At 59.8% G+C, this 20622-nt stretch carries 17 protein-coding genes; 12 read left to right on the plus strand and 5 right to left on the minus strand.

What is annotated here, in order from left to right; all coding sequences use genetic code 11:
* Positions 1-137: 137 nt before the first annotated feature.
* The 11 genes from GN112_RS20670 to GN112_RS20720 all read left to right on the plus strand — a co-directional run bounded on the left by GN112_RS20670 (position 138) and on the right by GN112_RS20720 (position 12108).
* Complete coding sequence (locus GN112_RS20670) at positions 138-2873, plus strand: 2-oxoglutarate dehydrogenase E1 component (protein WP_155311958.1); 2736 nt, start codon at positions 138-140, stop codon at positions 2871-2873.
* 35 nt (positions 2874-2908) lie between these two features.
* Positions 2909-4168: a 2-oxoglutarate dehydrogenase complex dihydrolipoyllysine-residue succinyltransferase gene (gene odhB / locus GN112_RS20675; RefSeq protein ID WP_155311959.1), complete on the plus strand. Its 1260-nt coding sequence runs from the start codon at positions 2909-2911 to the stop codon at positions 4166-4168.
* A gap of 2 nt (positions 4169-4170) precedes the next feature.
* Positions 4171-5583, plus strand: a complete 1413-nt coding sequence (gene lpdA / locus GN112_RS20680) for a dihydrolipoyl dehydrogenase (RefSeq protein ID WP_155311960.1) — start codon at positions 4171-4173, stop codon at positions 5581-5583.
* A 190-nt stretch (positions 5584-5773) separates the two neighbouring features.
* Positions 5774-6139 (plus strand): TraR/DksA family transcriptional regulator, encoded by a 366-nt coding sequence (locus tag GN112_RS20685; RefSeq protein ID WP_155311961.1) that lies wholly within the window; start codon positions 5774-5776, stop codon positions 6137-6139.
* A 219-nt stretch (positions 6140-6358) separates the two neighbouring features.
* Complete coding sequence (locus tag GN112_RS35330) at positions 6359-6688, plus strand: YkgJ family cysteine cluster protein (protein WP_155311962.1); 330 nt, start codon at positions 6359-6361, stop codon at positions 6686-6688.
* Positions 6689-6889: 201 nt separating this feature from the next.
* Positions 6890-7483 carry a TetR/AcrR family transcriptional regulator gene (locus GN112_RS20695; protein WP_155311963.1) on the plus strand — a complete coding sequence of 198 codons (594 nt, stop codon included), beginning with the start codon at positions 6890-6892 and terminating at the stop codon, positions 7481-7483.
* Positions 7484-7562: 79 nt separating this feature from the next.
* Positions 7563-8711, plus strand: a complete 1149-nt coding sequence (locus GN112_RS20700) for an acyl-CoA dehydrogenase family protein (RefSeq protein WP_155311964.1) — start codon at positions 7563-7565, stop codon at positions 8709-8711.
* 179 nt (positions 8712-8890) lie between these two features.
* Positions 8891-9673 (plus strand): enoyl-CoA hydratase-related protein, encoded by a 783-nt coding sequence (locus GN112_RS20705; RefSeq protein ID WP_155311965.1) that lies wholly within the window; start codon positions 8891-8893, stop codon positions 9671-9673.
* A gap of 27 nt (positions 9674-9700) precedes the next feature.
* The gene (locus GN112_RS20710) at positions 9701-10867 is read left to right on the plus strand and encodes a hydroxymethylglutaryl-CoA lyase-like TIM-barrel protein (RefSeq protein ID WP_155311966.1); all 1167 of its coding nucleotides are present in this window, start codon (positions 9701-9703) and stop codon (positions 10865-10867) included.
* A 110-nt stretch (positions 10868-10977) separates the two neighbouring features.
* Positions 10978-11622 carry an XRE family transcriptional regulator gene (locus GN112_RS20715; RefSeq protein ID WP_155311967.1) on the plus strand — a complete coding sequence of 215 codons (645 nt, stop codon included), beginning with the start codon at positions 10978-10980 and terminating at the stop codon, positions 11620-11622.
* Between the two features lie 36 nt (positions 11623-11658).
* On the plus strand, positions 11659-12108 hold the full coding sequence (locus GN112_RS20720; protein ID WP_155311968.1) for an SIR2 family NAD-dependent protein deacylase: 450 nt from the start codon (positions 11659-11661) through the stop codon (positions 12106-12108).
* Positions 12109-12283: 175 nt separating this feature from the next.
* On the opposite strand, the gene GN112_RS20725 is transcribed toward GN112_RS20720, so the two are convergent.
* Entirely contained in the window at positions 12284-12550 is a 267-nt protein-coding gene (locus GN112_RS20725; protein ID WP_155311969.1) for a DksA/TraR family C4-type zinc finger protein, read from the minus strand.
* A 348-nt stretch (positions 12551-12898) separates the two neighbouring features.
* Here GN112_RS20725 and GN112_RS20730 point away from each other — a divergent pair, with 348 nt between their 5' ends.
* On the plus strand, positions 12899-13567 hold the full coding sequence (locus tag GN112_RS20730) for an MBL fold metallo-hydrolase (RefSeq protein WP_155311970.1): 669 nt from the start codon (positions 12899-12901) through the stop codon (positions 13565-13567).
* 106 nt (positions 13568-13673) lie between these two features.
* Here GN112_RS20730 and GN112_RS20735 read toward each other — a convergent pair whose 3' ends face one another.
* The 4 genes from GN112_RS20735 to fdhF all read right to left on the minus strand — a co-directional run bounded on the left by GN112_RS20735 (position 13674) and on the right by fdhF (position 20591).
* The gene (locus GN112_RS20735) at positions 13674-14192 is read right to left on the minus strand and encodes a hypothetical protein (protein WP_155311971.1); all 519 of its coding nucleotides are present in this window, start codon (positions 14190-14192) and stop codon (positions 13674-13676) included.
* 82 nt (positions 14193-14274) lie between these two features.
* Complete coding sequence (locus GN112_RS20740) at positions 14275-16482, minus strand: molybdopterin-containing oxidoreductase family protein (protein ID WP_155311972.1); 2208 nt, start codon at positions 16480-16482, stop codon at positions 14275-14277.
* A gap of 12 nt (positions 16483-16494) precedes the next feature.
* Positions 16495-17439 (minus strand): methyltransferase domain-containing protein, encoded by a 945-nt coding sequence (locus GN112_RS20745; RefSeq protein ID WP_155311973.1) that lies wholly within the window; start codon positions 17437-17439, stop codon positions 16495-16497.
* A gap of 398 nt (positions 17440-17837) precedes the next feature.
* Entirely contained in the window at positions 17838-20591 is a 2754-nt protein-coding gene (gene fdhF / locus GN112_RS20750; protein WP_155311974.1) for a formate dehydrogenase subunit alpha, read from the minus strand.
* Between the last annotated feature and the right edge of the window lie 31 nt (positions 20592-20622).

The following is a 20622-nucleotide window of genomic DNA, read 5'->3' on the forward strand; positions in this document are numbered from 1 at the left end:
CCATCATATCAGTGTTTAAGATAATGTTTTTGGCAAGGCCAGAGGGAGGAAGCTGTATCAATTATACCGCGACGACCGATAACGCCGCCGAAAAACATTATCTTGAATGCTATAGCGCTTACAGGAGAGTGCGGAAGATGAATCTGTCCGAAACCCTGAGCGCCGATTTTATCGACGCCCAATACCGCAAATGGAAGTCCGATCCCGCTTCCGTGCCAGAGGACTGGCAGTTTTTCTTCCGGGGATTCGAAATCGCCGCTGCAACACCCGTATCGGCGGGCGATGGGGACCCTGAACAGGCCCTTCGCCAGGCCCACGTCGGAGCCCTGATTCATCGCTACCGGGATATCGGTCATCTGTTGGCCTGCATGGATCCGCTTTCGGCCTGTCCCACATCCCACCCCCTGCTGGATCTCGAAGCCTTCGGGCTGGACGCCGCCGATATGGAGCGGACTTTTGCCGCACCGGACCTGATGGCGTCAGGCGCGGCACCGCTCAAGGCGATCGTCGGCCGTCTGAAGCAGACCTACTGCCACAGCGTCGGGGTCGAATATATGCACCTTCAGGACCCCGATGAGCGGGCCTGGCTGCAGGCACGCATGGAGCCTGGCGGCAACCGGACCGAGCTTTCCCCGGATTCGCGCATCGATCTGCTGCGGCAGATTTCGGCGGCCGCGCTGTTCGAGGCCTTTCTCAATAAAAAATATGTGGGTGTGACCCGGTTCTCGCTGGAGGGCGGCGAATCCCTCATCCCCCTGCTGGACACCCTCTGCCGGCGGGCCCACGACGCCGGCTGCCGGGAACTGATTCTCGGCATGGCCCACCGGGGGCGCCTCAATGTGCTGCGCAACATCCTGGCCAAACCGGCCGAGGAGATCTTCTCGGAATTCGAAAGCTGCTACGATCCCCAGGACCTGGTGGGATCGGGAGATGTCAAATACCATAACGGCTACCTCTCCCAGCGGGACATGGGCGGCGGGGATCCGTTGACCCTTTACATGGTGAGCAATCCCAGCCATCTGGAAGCGGTCGATCCGGTGGTCGAGGGCATGGTCCGGGCCCGGCAGGACAGGCTTCCCGAGCGGCCGGAGCAGATGGTGATGCCGGTGCTGCTGCACGGTGACGCGGCCTTTGCCGGTCAGGGGGTGGTGGCGGAAACCCTGAATATGTCGCAGCTCAAGGGCTACCGTACGGGGGGCACCATCCATGTGATCGTCAACAACCAGATCGGCTACACCACCCTTCCCGAAGACGCCCGGTCCACCCGCTATTCCACCGATGTGGCCAAGGGCTTGATGGTGCCCATTTTCCATGTCCACGGCGAGGATCCCGAAGCCGTGGTGCACGTGGCCCGCCTGGCCGCCGATTATCGCTACCGCTTCGGCAAGGATGTGGTCATCGATCTGGTCTGCTACCGCCGGTACGGTCACAACGAGGGCGACGAACCCTATTTCACCCAGCCGACCATGTACCAGCGCATCCGGGAACGGCCACCGCTCAATCGGGTGTACGCTGAACAACTGATGGCCGAGAAGATCGTCTCCAGGGAAACCGTCGAGAAATTTGAAGCGGCCATCAATGAGGGGCTTGACGCCGCCTACGAGGAGATCCATGGGTCCACCTGCCTTTTTCCGGAACCGCGCTTTTTCCCGGAATGGGACGGGGTCGGCGGGACCTTCAGTTTTAATTCGGTGAAAACGGCGGTTGCCAAAAAGACGTTGACCGACCTGGCCCAGCGCCTGGCCGATATGCCGGACGGCTTTACCGTTCATCCACGGCTGAAACGCGTGCTGGATCAGCGCCTGGAGGCGGTCACGGCCCGTGAGGGGATCGACTGGGCCGGTGCCGAGGCCCTGGCGTTTGCCTCCCTGCTGGCCGAGGGCCACCCCGTGCGGCTCAGTGGTCAGGATGTGGGCCGGGGCACCTTCAGCCAGCGTCATAGTGTGCTCTGGGATTACCAGACCGGTGAGCCGCATATTCCGTTGAATCGACTGATGCCGGATCAGGCGCCGTTTGCCGTTTACAACAGCCTTCTGGCCGAAGCCGGCGTACTGGGGTTCGAATACGGTTATGCAGTGACCCGGCCCGATGTGCTGACCCTGTGGGAAGCCCAGTTCGGCGATTTTGCCAACAACGCCCAGTGCGTTATCGATTTGTTCATCGCCAGCGGACAGGCCAAGTGGCAGCAGCTCTGCGGGCTGACCCTGCTTTTGCCCCACGGCTGGGAAGGATTGGGGCCCGAACATTCCAGCGCCCGGATGGAGCGCTTCCTCCAGCTGTGCGCAGGCGACAACATGCAGGTGGCCAATCTGACCACACCGGCCCAGTACTTCCACCTGCTGCGCCGCCAGATCAACGCCCCGTTTCGTAAACCCCTGGTGATCATGACGCCCAAAAGCCTGCTTCGCCACCCCATGGCGATCTCTTCTCTCAAGTCGCTGACCGACGAAGCCTTTGCGCCGGTGATCGATGATGCCGGGGCCGGCGCCTCGATCAAAAAGGTAGTCTTTTGCAGCGGCAAGCTTTACTATCAACTGATCGCCCGGCGCCAGCAGATCAAAGCCAACGATACGGCCATCGTACGGGTGGAGCTGTTGCATCCCTTTCCGGAAAAAGCGCTCAAGGCGGTAATCGGCCGGTACAAAAAAGCCTCGGTGTGGATCTGGGCCCAGGAGGAACCGGAAAACATGGGCGCCTGGCAGTATATCCGGCCCCGGCTGGGCGAGATGCTGAAAAAGACACTTGCCTATGTGGGCCGCAACGCGTCGGCCAGCCCGGCCACCGGGTTCCCCAAGATTTACAAAATGGAACAGGATGGCATTATGGATCAGGCCATCGGCCTCCACGGCCAGTCGGGTGAGGTCGCCGGGTAATCCATCCAAACATTAAATTTTTCCAAGGAGCGTCCATGTCCATCGAAATCAAGATACCCAGTGTTGGCGAATCGGTTCAGGAAGCCGTCCTGGCCGAATGGTTCAAGCAGGATGGCGACACGGTCCGCAAGGACGACCCCCTGTTCGTCATCGAGACGGATAAGGTCACCCTGGAAGTGGTGGCCGAAGCCGACGGGGTCCTTACCATTACCGTTCCGGCCGGTGAAACGGTCGCCATTGGCGCAGTGGTCGGATCGATCGAGCCTGGGGGGGCTGCCGCAGCCGCTCCGCAACCGACGGCGGCGAAAGAACCGGTGACCCCGCCGGAAAAGGAATCGGCGGCTCCTCAATCCGTCGCGCCGACACCGGCGGTACCGGCAGCGGCGGGCTCACCCGTCATTCCGCAGGGCATGGCCCTGGCCCCCTCGGTCCGCCGCCTGATTGCCGAGAAGAACCTCGATATTTCCAAGATACAGGGCACCGGTCCCGGCGGGCGCATCAGCAAGGGTGACATCCTGCTGCATCTGGAAAAAGCCCCTGCGGGTATCCCCGACGTCCCGTCGGCACCGGCTGTCCAGGCCGCTGACGATCCGGCCGCTTTCGAAACGCGCAAGCCCATGTCGCCCATCCGCAAGCGCATCGCCGAGCGCCTGCTGGAATCCAAGCAGAACACGGCCATGCTGACCACCTTCAACGAGATCGACATGTCACGGGCCATGCAGATCCGTTCGCTGTACAAGGATGCCTTCCAGAAACGCCACAGCGTCGCCCTGGGTTTCATGTCCTTCTTCGTCAAGGCGTGTGTGCAGGCGCTCAAGGAGGTCCCCGAGATCAACGCCTTCATCGATGGCGGCGACATTATCTATCACAACTACCAGCATATCGGCGTGGCCGTGGGTACCGAGCGCGGACTGGTGGTGCCGGTGATCCGCCATGCCGAACGCATGAGTTACGCCCAGGTGGAGCAGGCGATTGTGGATTACGTTACCAAAATCAAGGATAACCGGCTGGAACTGGCCGACCTGGAGGGGGGCACCTTTACGGTGAGCAATGGCGGTGTTTACGGCAGCCTGCTCTCCACGCCCATCCTCAACATGCCCCAGAGCGGTATCCTGGGCATGCACAAAATCGAGAAACGGCCGGTGGTGATCGACGACGCGATCGTCATCCGGCCCATGATGTACGTGGCGCTCAGCTACGACCACCGTGTCGTGGACGGCAAGGGCGCGGTGACCTTCCTGAAGCGGGTCAAGGAGTTTGTTGAGAATCCGGAACGCATGGCATTGGAGGTGTAAAGATGGCACAAGAGACACGGTTCGACCTGGTGATCATCGGTTCCGGTCCCGGCGGGTACGTGGCCGCCGTGCGTGCGGCCCAGCTTGGCATGAAGACCGCCGTGGTCGAAAAATCCTCACGGCTCGGCGGAGTTTGCCTCAATGTGGGCTGTATTCCCAGCAAGGCCCTCTTGGACGCTTCCGAGTACTACCACCTGGCAAAGGAACGGTTTGCCGAATACGGCATCAAGACCGGCAAGGTCGGTCTGGATCTGGCCACCATGCTGGCCCGCAAGGACAAGGTGGTGGAAGATCTCACCGAAAACGTGCGCAAACTGATGGAGGGCAACCATATCGAGGTGATCCATGGTTTGGCGACGCTGACGGCACCAGGGACGGTGGACGTGGACACGGGCAAAAAGAAAAAACTTACCCTGTCCGCCGGTAACATTTTGCTGGCTACCGGTTCGGAGCCGCTCGAAGTCAAGGGACTCACGTTTGATGGTGAGTATATTGTCAGTTCCACCGAGGCGCTCTCCTTCGATAGCGTGCCCGGCCGGTTGGGCATTGTCGGCGGGGGGTATATTGGCCTGGAGCTGGGCTCGGTCTGGAACCGTTTGGGATCCATGGTCACCGTTATCGAGATGCTGCCCAAGATTGCCGCCAATCTGGACGGCCAGGTGGGGCGTACCCTGGACCGGATTCTCAAGCGCCAGGGCATGCAGTTCAAGCTGGATACCCGGGTGGTCGAGGCCACGGTGTCGGGCAAGGCGGTCAAGGCCGTGCTGGCCACCGGCGACAAGACAGAGACGATGACTTTCGACCGGTTGCTGGTTTCGGTGGGCCGTCGCCCCTTGACCCGGGGGCTTGGGCTTGAGGCCTTGGCGGTCGAGACTGACGAACGCACCGGTCAGATTGTGGTGGATCAGGAATATCGCACCAGCGTCAAGGGCATTTACGCCATCGGCGATTTGGTGCCCGGTCCCATGCTGGCCCACAAGGCGTCTGCCGAGGGGACTGCTGCCGTGGAGTGCATGGCCGGGCGTGCCGGTGAGGTGAACTACGATACCATCCCGGCGGTGGTCTACACCTGGCCCGAGGTGGCCAGTGTCGGGCTGACCGAGGAGCAGGTCCGCGAACGGGAGATCCCTTACTGCGTGGGCAGTTTCCCCTTCTCCGGGGCGGGGCGGGCCCGCTGCATGGGCGAGACCGATGGATTTGTCAAACTGATTTCCCACGGCAAGACCGACCGCATCCTGGGGGTTCACATCATCGGCCCGCGGGCGGCGGACATGATTGCCGAGTGTGTGCTGGCCTTGGAATTCGGTGCCAGCAGCGAGGATATTTCACGCACCATCCATGGCCATCCCACCTTTTCCGAGGCCTTGCAGGAGGCGGCCATGCATGTCCGCCAGTGTTCCATCTATGCCTCCTGAGTTTGAAGATGGATCGGTTTGCCAGCGCAGCTCAAAAGGCTGTTTGACAAACTCATCAAAATCTGAGCTTATAACGCGGCCGTCATCTATTGATTCTCTGTTATTCGATCTTAAATTCTCAGCCAACACCCAGATGCCCCAGGTACATTGCCTCTACCTGAACGATGTAACCTTTTGCCAGGATGGTCCAATGGACGAAAAAGACCTTGACTATTTTCGGAATCTTCTGCAAGCGGAACTGGATACGCTGCTTGACAAGGCGGGTGTCGCCGTTGGGGAACTGTTGGGAACGGCATATACTTCCGAGGCCGATCCCCTGGATCGGGCCTCGGAGGACCTGGCGCGCAACAATCAGTTGCGTATGCGCGAGCGCGAGAGCCGCTTGATTGCAAAAATCAGAAAGTGTCTTCAGGCGATCGAGGAGGGAACTTACGGGATTTGCGAAACCTGCGAAGAGCCCATCAGTATCGCCCGCCTCAAGGCCAGGCCGGTCACCAGCTACTGCATTGCCTGCAAAACCAGACAAGAGGCGATGGAACGGGTTACCGGAACCTGATCCTGCCGTGCCTTTTGATGCCCTTCCTGATTCAGCGCTGATGGCCGAAAGCTGTATTTGAAGCTGATCGGTTGTCTCCCGGCCCCCTTCAAGTAAAATGTTTGCGATGTTGCCTGTAACTGGCAGTGAACTTCTTTTTTAAGATATCGAGCTGGTTTCCGCCTGATCCTGTCGGATGGGCATACTGCTTTTCGATTCCATTGATGAACGAGGGCGCCTATGATAACCAGCACCATCTGCAAAAAATGTGCGGCATGTTGTAAACGCTTCCCTTATATTCAGTTGTCGGAGAACGATATCCGGGCGATTGAACAGGAGACGGCACTGCCCTTGGAGGTATTTACCCATCCTCAGGATGCCGCCGCTGGAATCTATTTTCTACAATTCAAGGAAAATGGGGATTGCTTTTTCTTATCCGAGGAAAACGGTCATTATTTTTGCAGCGTCTATAAAACAAGACCGGATATCTGTAGAACTTATCCCGCCAAACCCATTCAACAAGTCTATTGTTCCATCAATTCCAGTAAAATAATCCCGCCACGACGGTGATAAAAAGATTCTGGTTGTATTGAATTCAGGGCGCTTGGTCCCTATCGCCTTCAAGATAATGTTTTTGGACTGCGTGATCGATCGTCGCGGCATGGTTCGTACAAAGGTGTGTTTTTTATTGACAGAAAATTAAAAAATGAATTATTTTTAATTTGCCTATCGACCGGTCGGTAAAAAATAAATTCAGAGGTGCCCGCGCCGATGTCCGACATGAAAACGACAATCAAATCCGTCTCCATCGACCTTTTTTTTCGCAAAGGTTACTTCGCCACCAGCATCAGCGATATCGCCAGGGGCAGCGGCATCCAGAAGGCCAGCATCTACTATCACTACCCCAGCAAGGAAGCTCTGCTGTTTCACATCCTCAAGTGCACCATGGATGATCTGACCGACTATCTCCAGCAATGCCTGGCCGGTATAGAAGGCATCGAGACACGCATGCGTGCAGCGGTGCGCGGACATGTGCGTTTTCATCTGCAACGCCAGAAAGAGAATTTCATCGCCAACAGCGAACTTCGCGGACTCACGGCCGAGCATTACCGCGAAATTGTAAAAAAAAGGGACGCATACGAGCTGATCTTTCAGGATCTCATTCGTGAGGGCACTAAGGCCGGCGCCTTCCCCGAAGGGGATGCAAAGATCCTCTCTTACGCCATTCTGACCCTCTGTACGGCCGGCGCCTCGTGGTACAAGGACGGCGGGCGTTTGTCAGTGGATGCGATCGCCGATATTTATGAACGCTTCATTCTCAGCGGCTTGAAGCAGGGACGGCTTGACCAGGGCGGCAACTGTTGAAGTTCAAACCGTAAACCAACGCGGACCGCGCCCAGGGATGCGCCGGTGCCCGGATGGCTCCAGCGGAAAGGAGGACATCGTGGATTTCGATCTGACCCGAGAACAGCAGATGATCCGCAAGGAGGTCCGCAAGTTCGCCCTAAGTGAGATCGCCCCGCTCGCGGCCGAACTGGACGAAAGCGAGTCCTTTTCCGTCGCCTTGACCCGTAAAATGGGTGAGATCGGCCTCTTCGGCATGTTCGTTTCCGAGTCCTACGAGGGCCAGGGGCTGGACTACGTTTCTTATATCATCGCCGTGGAGGAAGTGGCCCGGGTGGATGGCTCCCAGGCGGCGACCATTGCCGCCGGGAACTCACTGGGGATCGGCCCGCTCTATTACTTTGGCAGCGATGCCCAGAAACAACGCTATCTGCCCCGACTTTGCGCCGGCGAAGGCTTGTGGGGGTTCGGGCTCACCGAACCCACCGCCGGGTCGGATGCCGGCGGATCGAAGACCACGGCGGTTCGTGACGGAAGCGATTGGGTGATCAACGGCTCCAAGATCTTCATCACCAATGCGGCCAGCGAGATGACCCTGGGGGTCACCGTGCAGGCCGTGACCGGTACCCGGCCCAACGGCAAGCCGGAGTACACCTGTTTTATTGTCGAAAACGGCACCCGGGGGTTCAAGGCGGTGCCCATGAAGAAAAAGATGATGTGGCGGGCGTCCAACACGGCGGAACTCTACTTCGATGACGTGCGCGTGCCGGCAAAAAACATCCTGGGACGCCAGGGGGACGGGTTCCACCAGATGCTCAAAACCCTGGACGGCGGCCGTCTTTCCATCGCGGCCATGGGGCTGGGGGGCGCTCAGGGGGCTTACGATGCTGCCCTGAACTACGCCCGCAAGCGCGAGCAGTTCGGCCAGCCCATCTCCAAATTTCAGGCCGTGGCCTTTAAACTGGCCGACAGCGCCATGGAGATCGAATGCGCCCGCAACCTGCTCTACAAGGCCTGTTGGCTGCGTGACCGGAAGCGTCCTTTCGAGAAAGAGGCCGCCATGGCCAAGCTATACTGCTCCGAGCTCATGGGGCGGGTGGCCAACCACGCCGTGCAGATTCATGGGGGGTACGGCCTGATGAAAGAATACAACGTGGAGCGCTTTTACCGGGATCAGAAACTGCTCGATATCGGTGAAGGCACCTCCGAAGTGCAACGCATCGTCATCTCACGGCACATCGGCTGTTGACCTCAGCGGCCGGATATTTTTCAGAGCTTGTTTGATAAATCCGTCTAAGGCCCGCTAACGGCGTTGGAAAGTGTCTCAAAATGCTCACATATTACCTATATGCTCCGCTTTCGAGCCACGTTCCGCCTTGTTATCGAGCCTGATCCAGACTTCTCAAACAGGCTCTCAGGGAGGCGTGTATGAACGACACCATTCTGCTCAGCGAGCAAAACGATGGCGTGGTGCTGATCACGTTGAACCGGCCCAAATTGATGAACTCCTTCAACTGGGCGCTGCTGCACGCCATGGAAGCCAAAATCGCCGCCATCCGCTTCGATTCTAGCGTCCGCGTGGTCATCATTACCGGGGCCGGGGATCGGGCCTTCTGCACCGGTGCGGACCTGAAAGAGCGTGTCTCTTATACGCCCCTGCAGGTCAAGGAGTATGTCTTTACCATCCGCAATCTTTTCACGGCCGTGGAGCAGCTCAACAAACCGGTGATCACGGCGATCAACGGCATCGCCCTGGGCGGCGGTACCGAGCTGGCCCTGGCCTCGGACATCCGCATCGCCTCTGAGCGGGCCTCCATGGGGCTTACCGAAACCCGGCTGGCGGTGATTCCCGGTGCCGGCGGTACCCAGCGCCTGCCGCGCCTGGTGGGTAAGGGCAAGGCCAAGGAGATGATCTATACCGCCAGGCGCATCGGTGCGGCCGAGGCCCTTTCCATCGGCCTGGTCAACCAGGTGTGTGCCCCGGAGGCGCTGTTGGATACCTGCCGGAAGCTGGCTGCCGAGATCTGTGTGAACGCGCCTCTGGCCATCGAACAGGCCAAATATGCCATCGATTACGGCATGGAGACGGATCTTTCCACCGGACTGGCCATCGAGTCCAACGCTTACTGGGTCTGCATTCCCAGCGAAGATCGCCTGGAGGGCCTGGCTGCTTTCCGGGAAAAGCGTACGCCGGTCTTCAAGGGGCGATAATAAAAGACGATCCTTTCAGGAGGCACCATGACCGAATACGATTACTGGAAAATCTTTCCGCGGATGCCCGGGAAGGTAACCCTGGGCGACATTACCGTCCGAGACGGCTTTCAGCACCTTGAGAAATTCATCTCGACGCGGGCCAAGATCTTTTACGCCGAGGAGATGATTTTTGCCGGCTGTCGCAACATCGAGGTGACCAATCTGGGAAGCACCTATCTCATGCCCCAGTTCAGTGATGCCGAAGAGATCCTGGCCCACCTGCGCAGCGATCGTTTCCGCAAACGCTGCCATAAGAGAGGGGTCGATCCGGACGGGATCACCATCACCGCGGTGACCATCCGGGAGCCGGCCGTGGACCGGGCCATCGCCCTGGCCGGCAAAGGCATCGGTCCGGACCGCTGCCTGATGATGGTCTCCACCGAAGAGGAGCACCATTTCGCCAATTCCGGGCTCAGCCTGCCGGCCTACTGGAAGGAGTGTGAAAGTGCCATCCGCAAATGCCGCGACGCCGGTCTGAAGATGTGCGGCACGGTGAGCACCATTTGGGGCAGTCCCATTGCCGGGGCGACCGACCTTGCGGACGCCGTGGAATTTGCCAAGCGCTGGCTGGAAATCGGTGCCACCGATATCGAACACGCCGACCACGACGGCAGCGCCTCGGCACCGGAAGTGTACCGCTATTTTTCCATGATTCTGGACGAAATTCCTGACACCTCGGTGCATATCGCGCACTTCCATGAAACCAAGCGGGTGGCCTCGGCCTCGGTGCTGGCGGCCCTCCAGGCGGGCATCTGCCATTTCGAAGGCACCTTGGGCGGCCTGGGCGGTCAGCCGGCCAATTTTCTGGACGACTGCCCTGTGCCGGGCACCGGCGAATACTACTATGAAGATCCCCGCTATGTGGGATTGACCTGCCTCGAGGACATGCTGGTGCAGATCGATGAGATGGGCATCGAGCACGGTTACGACGTGGATCGTGTTCTCTGGCTGGGGCGGCAGATGGAGCGCACCGTGGGGCAGCGGTTGAGGAGTGAGGCCGTGATCAACGGCCGGACCCTGAAGACGGGGCATCCCCGGTTTGCCCGACCGGAACTGAAATCGCTCAAGGCCAAACTGGGCGAGGTGCCGGGCCAGAAACTGCCCGCCGACTGGGCCGCCCACGCGGTATTGCCCGAGCACCTGCGTCCCTGATTCGCTTGACCCGTCGGCCAAACCCGGGCATGATGGGCACGCGAAAGGGCAAGCGGTCTCGAGATGCCAACGAAACACCGGGATCCTTTCCCGGAGCAGGAGCATTTGCCATGCATATCGGTGACAAAAAACCCCACATCAACGTGGACTATTTTGAAGACCTGACCGGCACCATCAAGGAACACACCTGCAGCGAAGAGGGCCAGGCGGACATCGGACAACGGATCAAGGCCATTCGTGAGGCCAAGGGCATCACCCTGGAAGAGCTGTCCCACATGACCGGGTTTGACGTGGCGCTTCTGGCCAGTATCGAAAACTGCGACGTCCAGCCCCAGCTGGGAACGGCCATCAAACTCTCCAAAGCCCTGGACAGCGCCTTTGGCAGATTGGTTTCGGGGGTGGGGGAGCGGCTGTACGCCGTCACCCGCAAAGGGGAGCAGAAGATCGTTTCCCGGTCCACGTCCCAGAAAGGTCAGCGCCAGGCCTATACGTACAAGAGCCTGGCGTCGGAAGTAAAAGGCCGCCACATGGAGTCGCTGATCGTGCAGCTGGAGGAGGCGCCGGACAGTGATCGTTCCATCCATGATGGTGAAGAGTTCATTTACGTGCTGGAAGGGTCGGTCTCCCTGGATATCGGAGAAGAACATTTCGACCTCGCCCCCGGGGACAGTGCCTACTATCTGTCCACCACCCCGCACCTGATCGCCGCCACCAGCGGACAGGCCACCATCCTGGCGGTGCTTTACAGCGAATAGCCGCTGCGGTGTTCATGAACCAACGGCTATCCGGCCATTCACAATGCCCATGCGGGGCTGGCACGATCGGAGCGGGAAGGCCCCCTTCAGACCGTCATTACCCAGAATATCGACGGGTTGCAACAAGCCGCCGGCTCCCGCAACGTTTTTGAGCTGCACGGCAACACCCGCCGGATCGTCTGCCTGAAATGCGGGCAGCACCATACCATGGAAGCGGTTTATCAATGCCTTGAGACCCGGTTGCCGCCCGCGTGTCCGGATTGCGGGGGGACGTTGAAACCCGACGTGGTCTTTTTCGGCGAGTCGCTTCCCGCGGACGTGCTGATGCGTGCCATTTCAGAATCGGAGTCCTGCGACCTGTTCCTCGTGGTGGGCAGTTCCCTGGTGGTGCAGCCGGCCGCCGCCCTGCCGGTAGCCGTGCGCCGGAAAGGGGCCCGCCTGCTTGTCTTTTCATCCGTCTTCTGCATTGGGCTTTTCCACACATAGCCCCACTATGCGTAAAAAAGCCCGCCTTGAATACGAATGAAAATCCTGCGCATCCTGGTATATTCTTATCCGACAATCGCCCAAGGCATGGCGGAATGGCATCTTGAATGCGATGTATCCCCCTGCTTTTGGTGATGAGAAGCGGTTGAAGAGGCTGTTCGCTAATGGCTGGCGTCTATTTAAGCTGGCTGTCTTTGCTGCCGCGGCGGTTGATACCGGTGTCGTTGGGCTGTAATTTTTCGAGTTCGGCCTGGCAGTGGATGCACAGCCGCACGCCGGGGATGGCCTTGCGGCGGGCTTCTGGAATCTCCTCCTCGCAGTGGTCGCAAAATTCAGCGCTTTCGCCGACGGGCAGGCGGCTCCTGGCCAGCTTGACGGCGTCGCCGACGCTGGCGTCGATCTGATCCTGTACGGCCCCGTCGCGGGCCCAACCTACGGCCATTTTTCACTCCTTATTTTTGAAACCGCTCAACCACCATTGAATCATGAAGGATCGGCTGCCTTAAATCAAGTGCCAATCACAAGCCCGAGGGGGGCGACCCGCCAAGATCTCCAGGGTAACCGCATTTGGATTGATTTTTGTTTTTTCGCGGGCATGGCCCGCTCCTACGCGTGCCAATCGTTTGGTTCTACACCGTTTTCTGTAGGAGCTGGCCATGCCTGCGACCAGATTTTTCTAATCCGGGCTCTAAATGCGATCACCCTGAAAGATTTCCCCGAACCCTTGACAGCAAGGCTGATTGTGGCATGCTGACCGTTTCTTGCTAACCATTATTCAGGAGTGGATACCATGGAACTGACACCCCACCTGCACGCCTTTTTGTGGACATCCATGCAGGCCAACAACTGCAATACCTATCTGCTGCGCTCGGATGAGAAGAATATTCTTGTGGATCCGGGACACGCGGCCCATTTCGAGCACGTCGAGCGTGGGCTGCGACAGCTGAACCTGAGCGTTGCCGACATCGATCTGGTGATCTGCACCCACGCCCATCCGGATCATATCGAAGCGGTGCGCTTTTTTGTTGATACCAAGGCGCAGTTTACCCTGCATGGCGATGAATGGCAATTGATCCAGAATATGCCGCCTTACCTGAGGCGGACCCTGGCCATCGACCCGGAACAGTTTGCCCCTGATTTTTTCCTGACCGAGGGGGAATTGAATGTGGGTGATATCGCGTTGGAGATTTACCACACCCCCGGTCATTCACCCGGTGGGGTGACCCTGCGCTGGCCGGCCGAGAGGGCAATGTTCACCGGCGACCTGATTTTCAGAGACGGCCTGGGACGCACCGATCTGCCCGGCGGCAACGGCGTCCAACTCAAGGCCAGCATCCGCCGGATGGGTGAACTGACGGCCGACTGGCTGCTTTCCGGTCACGGGGAAGTGGTTACGGGCACGGATGCGGTCAGGGAGAATTTCCGGCAGGTGGAAGCCACGTGGTTTGCCTATGTATAGACCTTGCCGACCCGTATGAAATGGGATCCATCCGTGGGGCGCTTCCACGCTGGAGCGTGAAAGCGGGAAGCGACCGGGACCGTTTGGGAATGCGGATCGGCGGCGATCAGGCGCTTATGGTGTCGATGCGCTGCCGAGTCCGGGCTTGCAGGCCGGCCAGGTGTTCCCGATAGGTGGCATCCAGCAGCGGGTTGGGCACCACGGCCGATCCGCGGATGCCATGATCCCGGGCCAACCGGTCCCGCTGGGCGGTTTCGCATTCCTGTTTCAGCGTGGCTTGCTCCTGGCGGTGATCCCCGAGAATGGCTTCCATGGACGGGCACAGCGCGGGGGCCAGCTGGGCCAGGAGATCCAGCCAGGCCTGGTTATCGCCATCCGGATCGATGCGGCCGAAGATTGCTCTCAATACTGGCTGGCGGCCGGTAACGGCCAGCTCCGTTTGCAGTTCGCTGATGCGCGTTTGCAGTCGCTCAACGCTCAGTGCTCCATCAGCGAACTGCTGCAGCAGCCCCTGAAGCCGCCGGCTGAAATCCTCCTCATGCTGATGCGCTTTCTCCTCTGCGGACATGGAGAGATGCCGGGTTCGCTCCATGACCAGATCCAGTGTGCTTTTGATTTCTCCCATCGGATGTCCCCTTCCTTTATCAATAACGGCAGAATGCCTTCAATTGACATTTTGAATTTGGTCTTTGACATTCGCTTGACACTTATCCCCCGCATCCCAGCGTCGGGTCCGCCGCTGCCGCCCCCCGTCTCACCCGTTTCTTCTTTTTAATCTGGCAGAGCAGGGTTTTGTAGACCGGGAAACCGGAAATGTCGTCGTACTGCCGGTCGTCGGTCAGCTGGTTTACGTTGGCCTGCTGCCATGCCACCGGGCCCTGGGGACCGCCGCCGCCCACGGGTGCATAGACGAAACCGGCCATGATTTTCTCGGTGACAAAGGCGCGCATGGGCACCTGGCCGCGGGCAGTTTTGATCACCACCAGGTCGCCGGTCTTGATCTTACGGGCCTCGGCATCCACCGGGTTCATCTGTACCATGGGCTCGGGATACTTCTCAATGAAGCTGGGAATGGCGCGCAGGCACGACTTCATGTCCGGCTTAAAAGGGCCGGTTCCCAGGATCAATGGAAAGCGGCGCAGAAGATCGGGGCGGCTCAGCGGTGTTTCGTCGGACTCCTCGTATCTGGGAAGCCCGTCGTAACCGTACTGCTCCAGAATCCCGGCCTTGATCTCGAATTTGCCCGAGGGCGTCTCAAAGCCCGGCTGACCATCGGCCCGGAGCAGGCCTTTCTCCCATTTGCGATAGACCATCGGCGTCGATGGCAGGGCAAAGACCTTCCGGTCGGCCAGCATCAAATCGGCCAGGGAGGTGTCCGATCGGGCCAGATGATCGGCCAGCAGTTCGTCGGGGTGGCCGGGAAATTGGTCTGCGTAGCCTAAGGCCCCGGCCAGTTCGATCATGATCTGGTAGGCCGGCCGGGCCTCGCCCACCGGTTCGATCATCTGTTCGCGGTAGCGGATGGCATTGCCGTAGTAGCAGTAGGAGGCTTGCTCGAAGGCCGTGGTGGCCGGCAGCACCAGATCCGCATAGGCGGCGTCGCGGGTCAGCTGAAGGTCGATGCTGACCAGGAATTCAAGCTTTTCCAGGGCCTGCTGCCACAGGGAGGGGTTGGGCCAGGCGGTGAGCAGGGAGGCGCCCAGGACGATCAGGCCCCGGACGGGGTAGGGATCCTCGTCGATGATGGCCCGCGGCAGTAGGATGGCATGGGGCTCGCCGCCGCAGTAATGAGCGTAAACCGGGAATTTGCCGGCACCGATGGAGCACTCGAGACCGGGGGTGGCCAACTGCCGTTCGGTGGCCAGGGGCAGACTGCGGCCGCGTCCCAGGAAGCAGCGGCCGCCCTCCACGTCCAGCTGGCCGGCCAGGGCCCAGAGCACCATCACGGCCCGGATGTTCTGCACGCCGCTCTTGGTGTACTCCAGCCCGGTGTACATCACGTAGCTGGCGCCCTCGGCGTCCGCGATGCGCTCGGCCAGGTCCTCGATGGTATCCTCGCCGATGCCGGTCAGCTCGGCCACCCGCTTCGGCGGGAATTCCTGAACATATTCGGCGAACGCCTCGAAGCCCACGGTCCAGTCGTCCACAAAGGCCTTGTCGAAGAGGTCGTCGCGGATGAGGATATGGCTGAGCCCGAGGGCTAGGGCGCCGTCGGATCCGGGCCGGATGGGAAGCCACTCGCTTCCGGGAAGGTCGGCGGCGGCGGTCCGTCGCGGATCGATGACGATGATCTCTGCGCCTTCGTCGGCTGCGGTCCTGAGCTGCTCGAACAGGGCCGGCGGGGTCGAGGTGGAGGGATCGGTGCCCCAGACCACGATCAGGTCGGAATTGTCCACATCGGAGAACATGTCGATGTGCAGGCAGCCCATGGTCACCTTGGGGGCCAGCACGCCCAGGGAGGTGTAGCAGGGGGCGCCCACGCCAAAGGTGTTGGGCGATCCGAAAGGAAAGAGGATGCTGGTGGCCAGGTAAATCTCGGCGCCCTTGAGTTTGAAGGCATCCTTGAAGGCCCGCTCGTAGGAGCCGGTGCCGGCGTAAAATGCGGCTGCTTCGGGGCCATGCTGTTCCTTGATCGCCCCCAGCCGCTCGGCGATGATCCGGTAGGCCGCGTCCCAGGAGATCGGTTCAAAATCAAAGCTGCCTTTGGGGCCGACGCGCTTCATGGGCTGGCGGATGCGTTTATCGGAATAGATCACCTCTTCGACGCTGTCGGCGATGGGGCAGAGCACCTTGCCCATGGGGGCCTGGGGGTCGGGATCAAGCCGGGTGATCCGGCCGTTTTCATCAAAATGGACAATGACGCCGCATCCCGGGCTGTGAAAACAGAGCCCGCAGATGCCATGTTGGGTTCTCAAAGCAACTCCTCCTTACTCGCGTCGCCCCACCAGATACTGCGACGTAATGTGCTCCCACAGGTTCTCGGTTTTACGGATTTTCCAAGCCACATTGCCGTCGTCGGCGATGCCTAAAGGCGGATCGAATACGCCGAATTCTCCGGCGAATATGCGCCGCATGGTGTCAATACCGCGGGCGCTGTACTGGGCGTTGCCGTTGCCGCTGAGCCAGCGCTCGGGTGGGGAGACCGTCTCATCCCAGGAGAAGGGATCCGAGAACAGAAACATGGCGGAACGGTCTCGTAACACGCGGTTGATTTCCGTGAGATGCTTCAAGGGGTCAGGCACTTTTTCGAGCAGGTTGATGGCTGCCGTGGTGGCAAAGGCGCGCGTCCGAAAGGGCAGGGCCAGGGCGTCGGCCACGATAAAATCGACGCGGCTGAAATCATGGCTTTCATTGAAACGGTGGGTTCGCGGTTCGGTGATATGGCCTTCCACGATCAGGTCGAATGAAATCTCTTTTCGGGTGAGAATCTCACGGGCCTTGCGGATAAAAGCGATGGATGTGTCCAGGCCGATCACATGATCGTGGGTTGCAGCCAGATCGAATGAGAGCCGTCCCACGGCACACCCGACATCCAGGGCATCCCCGGCAGTGGGGGTAAAGCCGGCCGACCAAACTTGGTAAGCCTGCGTGGCGTCGGGGTCCTTGAGCAGATCTCCAAAGTGGCTCCACAGGTAGGCCGAGAGCATGCCGGGGGCGTTATAGCCCCGATGGTCGTTTAAAATAATGCGCGTTTTCTCCGGCAGAAGCACGGCAATTCCCTGCTGGATCGGATAAATACTCCCGCATTGGGGACATGTCATTTCGCCGTCCAAGACATCCTCCGCATCTGCTTCGCGAACGGTCAGGTTCAATGCGATTTCGGCGTCCAGACACTGTGGACAAATCAGTTTGTCGGCCACCCATTTTTTCATGGTTGATCACCTATTAAACGATTGTGAGTTTTTGGTTATGACCGGCAGGGATTTAAAACAGGCGTCATGCGAAAATACGAGGTTTGCAAACCAGAAGTTTATGCGCGTCCAAAAGGGGCAACCGGTCTGCTCCCCTTCACAACCGGCTTTACACGGCTGTCTGCGGTCCACACCATATCCTGTTAAAAATTGTCAACAAACAAGATGCGCAGTATACATGCGCAGCGGATGGGATTCAAGTGGGCAGAACGATTAATACGGTTAACTGAAATTCATTAACGCTCCCATGCAAGAGCATGGGAGCGAATTTGTACGTTCGACTTTGAATGTTCAAGATTTTGGCTTTTGCCCCTTTTGAGGGGGCTTCCTGATACCACCTGCTATGACGGTGGAGGATATCATAATTTTTCCAGCCGGACCGCACACGCCTTGAATTCGGCGGTTTTGGAGATCGGATCAAAGGCCGGATTGGTCAGCCAGTTGGCGCATCCCTCGCGGAAATGAAAGGCCATCCACACCAGTCCGGGCGGCACCTGCCCGGTGATCCGGGCCGCTACTTCCACCGATCCGCGCCGGGAGACCACGCGGATTTTTTCTCCCTGGCCGATGCCCAGGGCGTTGGCGTCTTCCGCCGAGATGTCCGCGGTTTCCGATCCGAGCAGGGTGTTGAGCCCTTCGCAGCGGCCGGTCTGGGTACGGGTGTGGTAATGGTAAAGCCGTCGGCCGGTGCTCAGTACAAAGGGATATTCCTCATCGGGCACCTCGGCCGGCGGGGCCCACTCCAGGGCCGATAGATTGCCTTTGCCGCAGGTGAATTTGCCATCCTTGTGCATGATGGTCGTTCCGGGATGATCTTCATCCGGCACGGGCCACTGCAGACCATCGGTTTCAATACGCTGGTAACGGATGCCGCTGAAAATCGGCGACAGGGGCGCCACTTCGTTATCCCAGATCTCCTGGCCGCTGGCCGACGCCCACTCCTGGCCCATACGGCGGGCGATCTCCTTGAAAATCCACCAGTTGGGTTTTGCCTCGCCCGGCGGCTCGACGGCCTTGCGCACCCGGCTGACCCGCCGCTCGGCGTTGGTAAAGGTGCCGTCGTCCTCGCTCCAGGCCGCGGCCGGCAGGACCACATGGGCAAAACGGGTGGTCTCGGTCTCGAAAATATCGTTGCAGACCACAAATTCGGCCGAGCGCAGGCAATGCTCCACATGGTTGATATCCGGTTCGGTGTTGGCGATATTCTCGCCGAATACGTACAAGGCCTTGACCGTGCCGTTTTCCAGCCCGTCGATCATGTCGGGAATCATCAGACCCGGTGTATCGGGCAGCTCCACGCCCCACGCCTGGCTGAACTTGGCCCGCGATGCCGCATCGGTCACCTTTTGATATCCGGGATAGTCGGCGGGCAGGGCCCCCATATCACAGGCACCCTGGACGTTGTTCTGGCCCCGCAAAGGATTGACCCCGCCGTACTCGACCCCAACATTGCCCAGTAGCATCTGCAGGTTGGCGCAGCTGAGCACGTTGTTCACTCCGCAGGTGTGCTCGGTGATGCCCAGGGTGTACATGAGCATGGATGGCCGGACGGCGGCCATCTTGCGGGCCACCGCACGGATGGTTTCGGCCGGCACGCCGCTGATTTCGGCGACCCGCTCCGGCGGGTACTGCATGACGACCTCGCGCAGCTCATCGAATCCGACGGTGTTGGCAATCACATAGTCCCGGTCATACAGCTCCTCGGTGATCAGCACATGCATCATGCCGTTGATCAGGGCCACGTCCGATCCGACCTTGATCTGCATGTAGGTGTGGGCATGCTCGGCAATGCCGTTGAAACGCGGGTCGGCCACGATCAGCTCGGCACCGTTGCGCACGGCCTGTTTGACGAAGGTGGAAGCCACCGGGTGGGCCTCGGTCATGTTGGAGCCGATCACGAAAAAGAGCTTGGCACCCAGGACCTCGGCAAAGGAGTTGGTCATGGCACCCGAACCGAAGGCTCGCGCCAGGCCGGCCACGGTGGGCGCGTGACAGGTGCGGGCGCAGTGGTCGATGTTGTTGGTGCCGATGGTTGCCCGGAAAAGCTTCTGCATGTTGTAGGAGTCTTCGTTGATGCTGCGGGCGCAGCTGATGCCGGCCAGGGCGTCGGGGCCGTGAAGCTGTTTGATCTGTTTGAACTTTTCGGCCACCAGGTCCAGGGCCTCGTCCCAGGATGCTTTCCGAAACGCTTCGCCGTCGCGGATCAGCGGGTGGGTGAGGCGTTCGGGCGAGTGGATGAAATCGTATCCGAAGCGTCCCTTGACGCACAGCCGCCCCAGGTTGGGGGCGCCTTCCTCCACGGCGGTGACCTTGATCACCCGGCCGTCTTTCACATGCAGCCACTGCTGGCAGCCGACCCCGCAGTAGGGACAGGTGGTGCGCACTTTTTTCGCTTCACTGCCGGTGGCCAGGCCAAAGGCCTTTTTCTCGAACAGGGCACCGGTGGGGCAGGCCTGCAGGCACTGGCCGCAGTGGGTGCAGTTTTCGTAATCCACCAACGGATACCATCCGTTGGGGTGGTCTTCGCGGCGGCCATAGGGCGAGGGGATGGCCGCATTGACCTGAACCTCGTTGCAGGCCTGGATGCAGCGGCCGCAGCCGATGCAGCGGCTGTAGTCACGCACGATCATGGGCGTGGCGTCGTCCAGGGGGTGGCCGTCGATTTTCTGATCGATGCCGGCCACGCTGACCTCGTATTCGATGGCCAGGTCCTGTAGCCGGCAGTCGCCATGGGCAGGACAGATCTTGTCGTGCCAGGGTTGCTGCATGATTTTAAGCTGGCTTTCACTCCAGCTGGACTGGGGCTGGTCCATGAGCAGGCAGTTGTGGGCGCCGGCGGCCAGCATCATCTCCAGGATGGCCTTGCGCGCCGTTCTGACGGCCGGGCTGTCGGTGAAAATACGCATGTCGTCGCCGGCTGGCGTATCGCAGGCGGGCAAGAGCTGGTCGCTGCCCGCCACCTCCACCACGCAGATGCGGCACCCCCCGGTGGCGTGGGCGTCTTTGAGATGGCACAGGGTGGGGATGACCACATCGTTTTGCCGGGCCACCTCCAGGATGGTTTGTCCGGTTTCAAAGGAAACGGTCCTGTCGTTCAGACTAAGCGTAGGCATAGGGGAAATCCTTTCTATCCTTTTGGATCAC

The organism is Desulfosarcina ovata subsp. ovata, from assembly GCF_009689005.1.
In the GTDB taxonomy this organism is placed as follows: domain Bacteria; phylum Desulfobacterota; class Desulfobacteria; order Desulfobacterales; family Desulfosarcinaceae; genus Desulfosarcina; species Desulfosarcina ovata.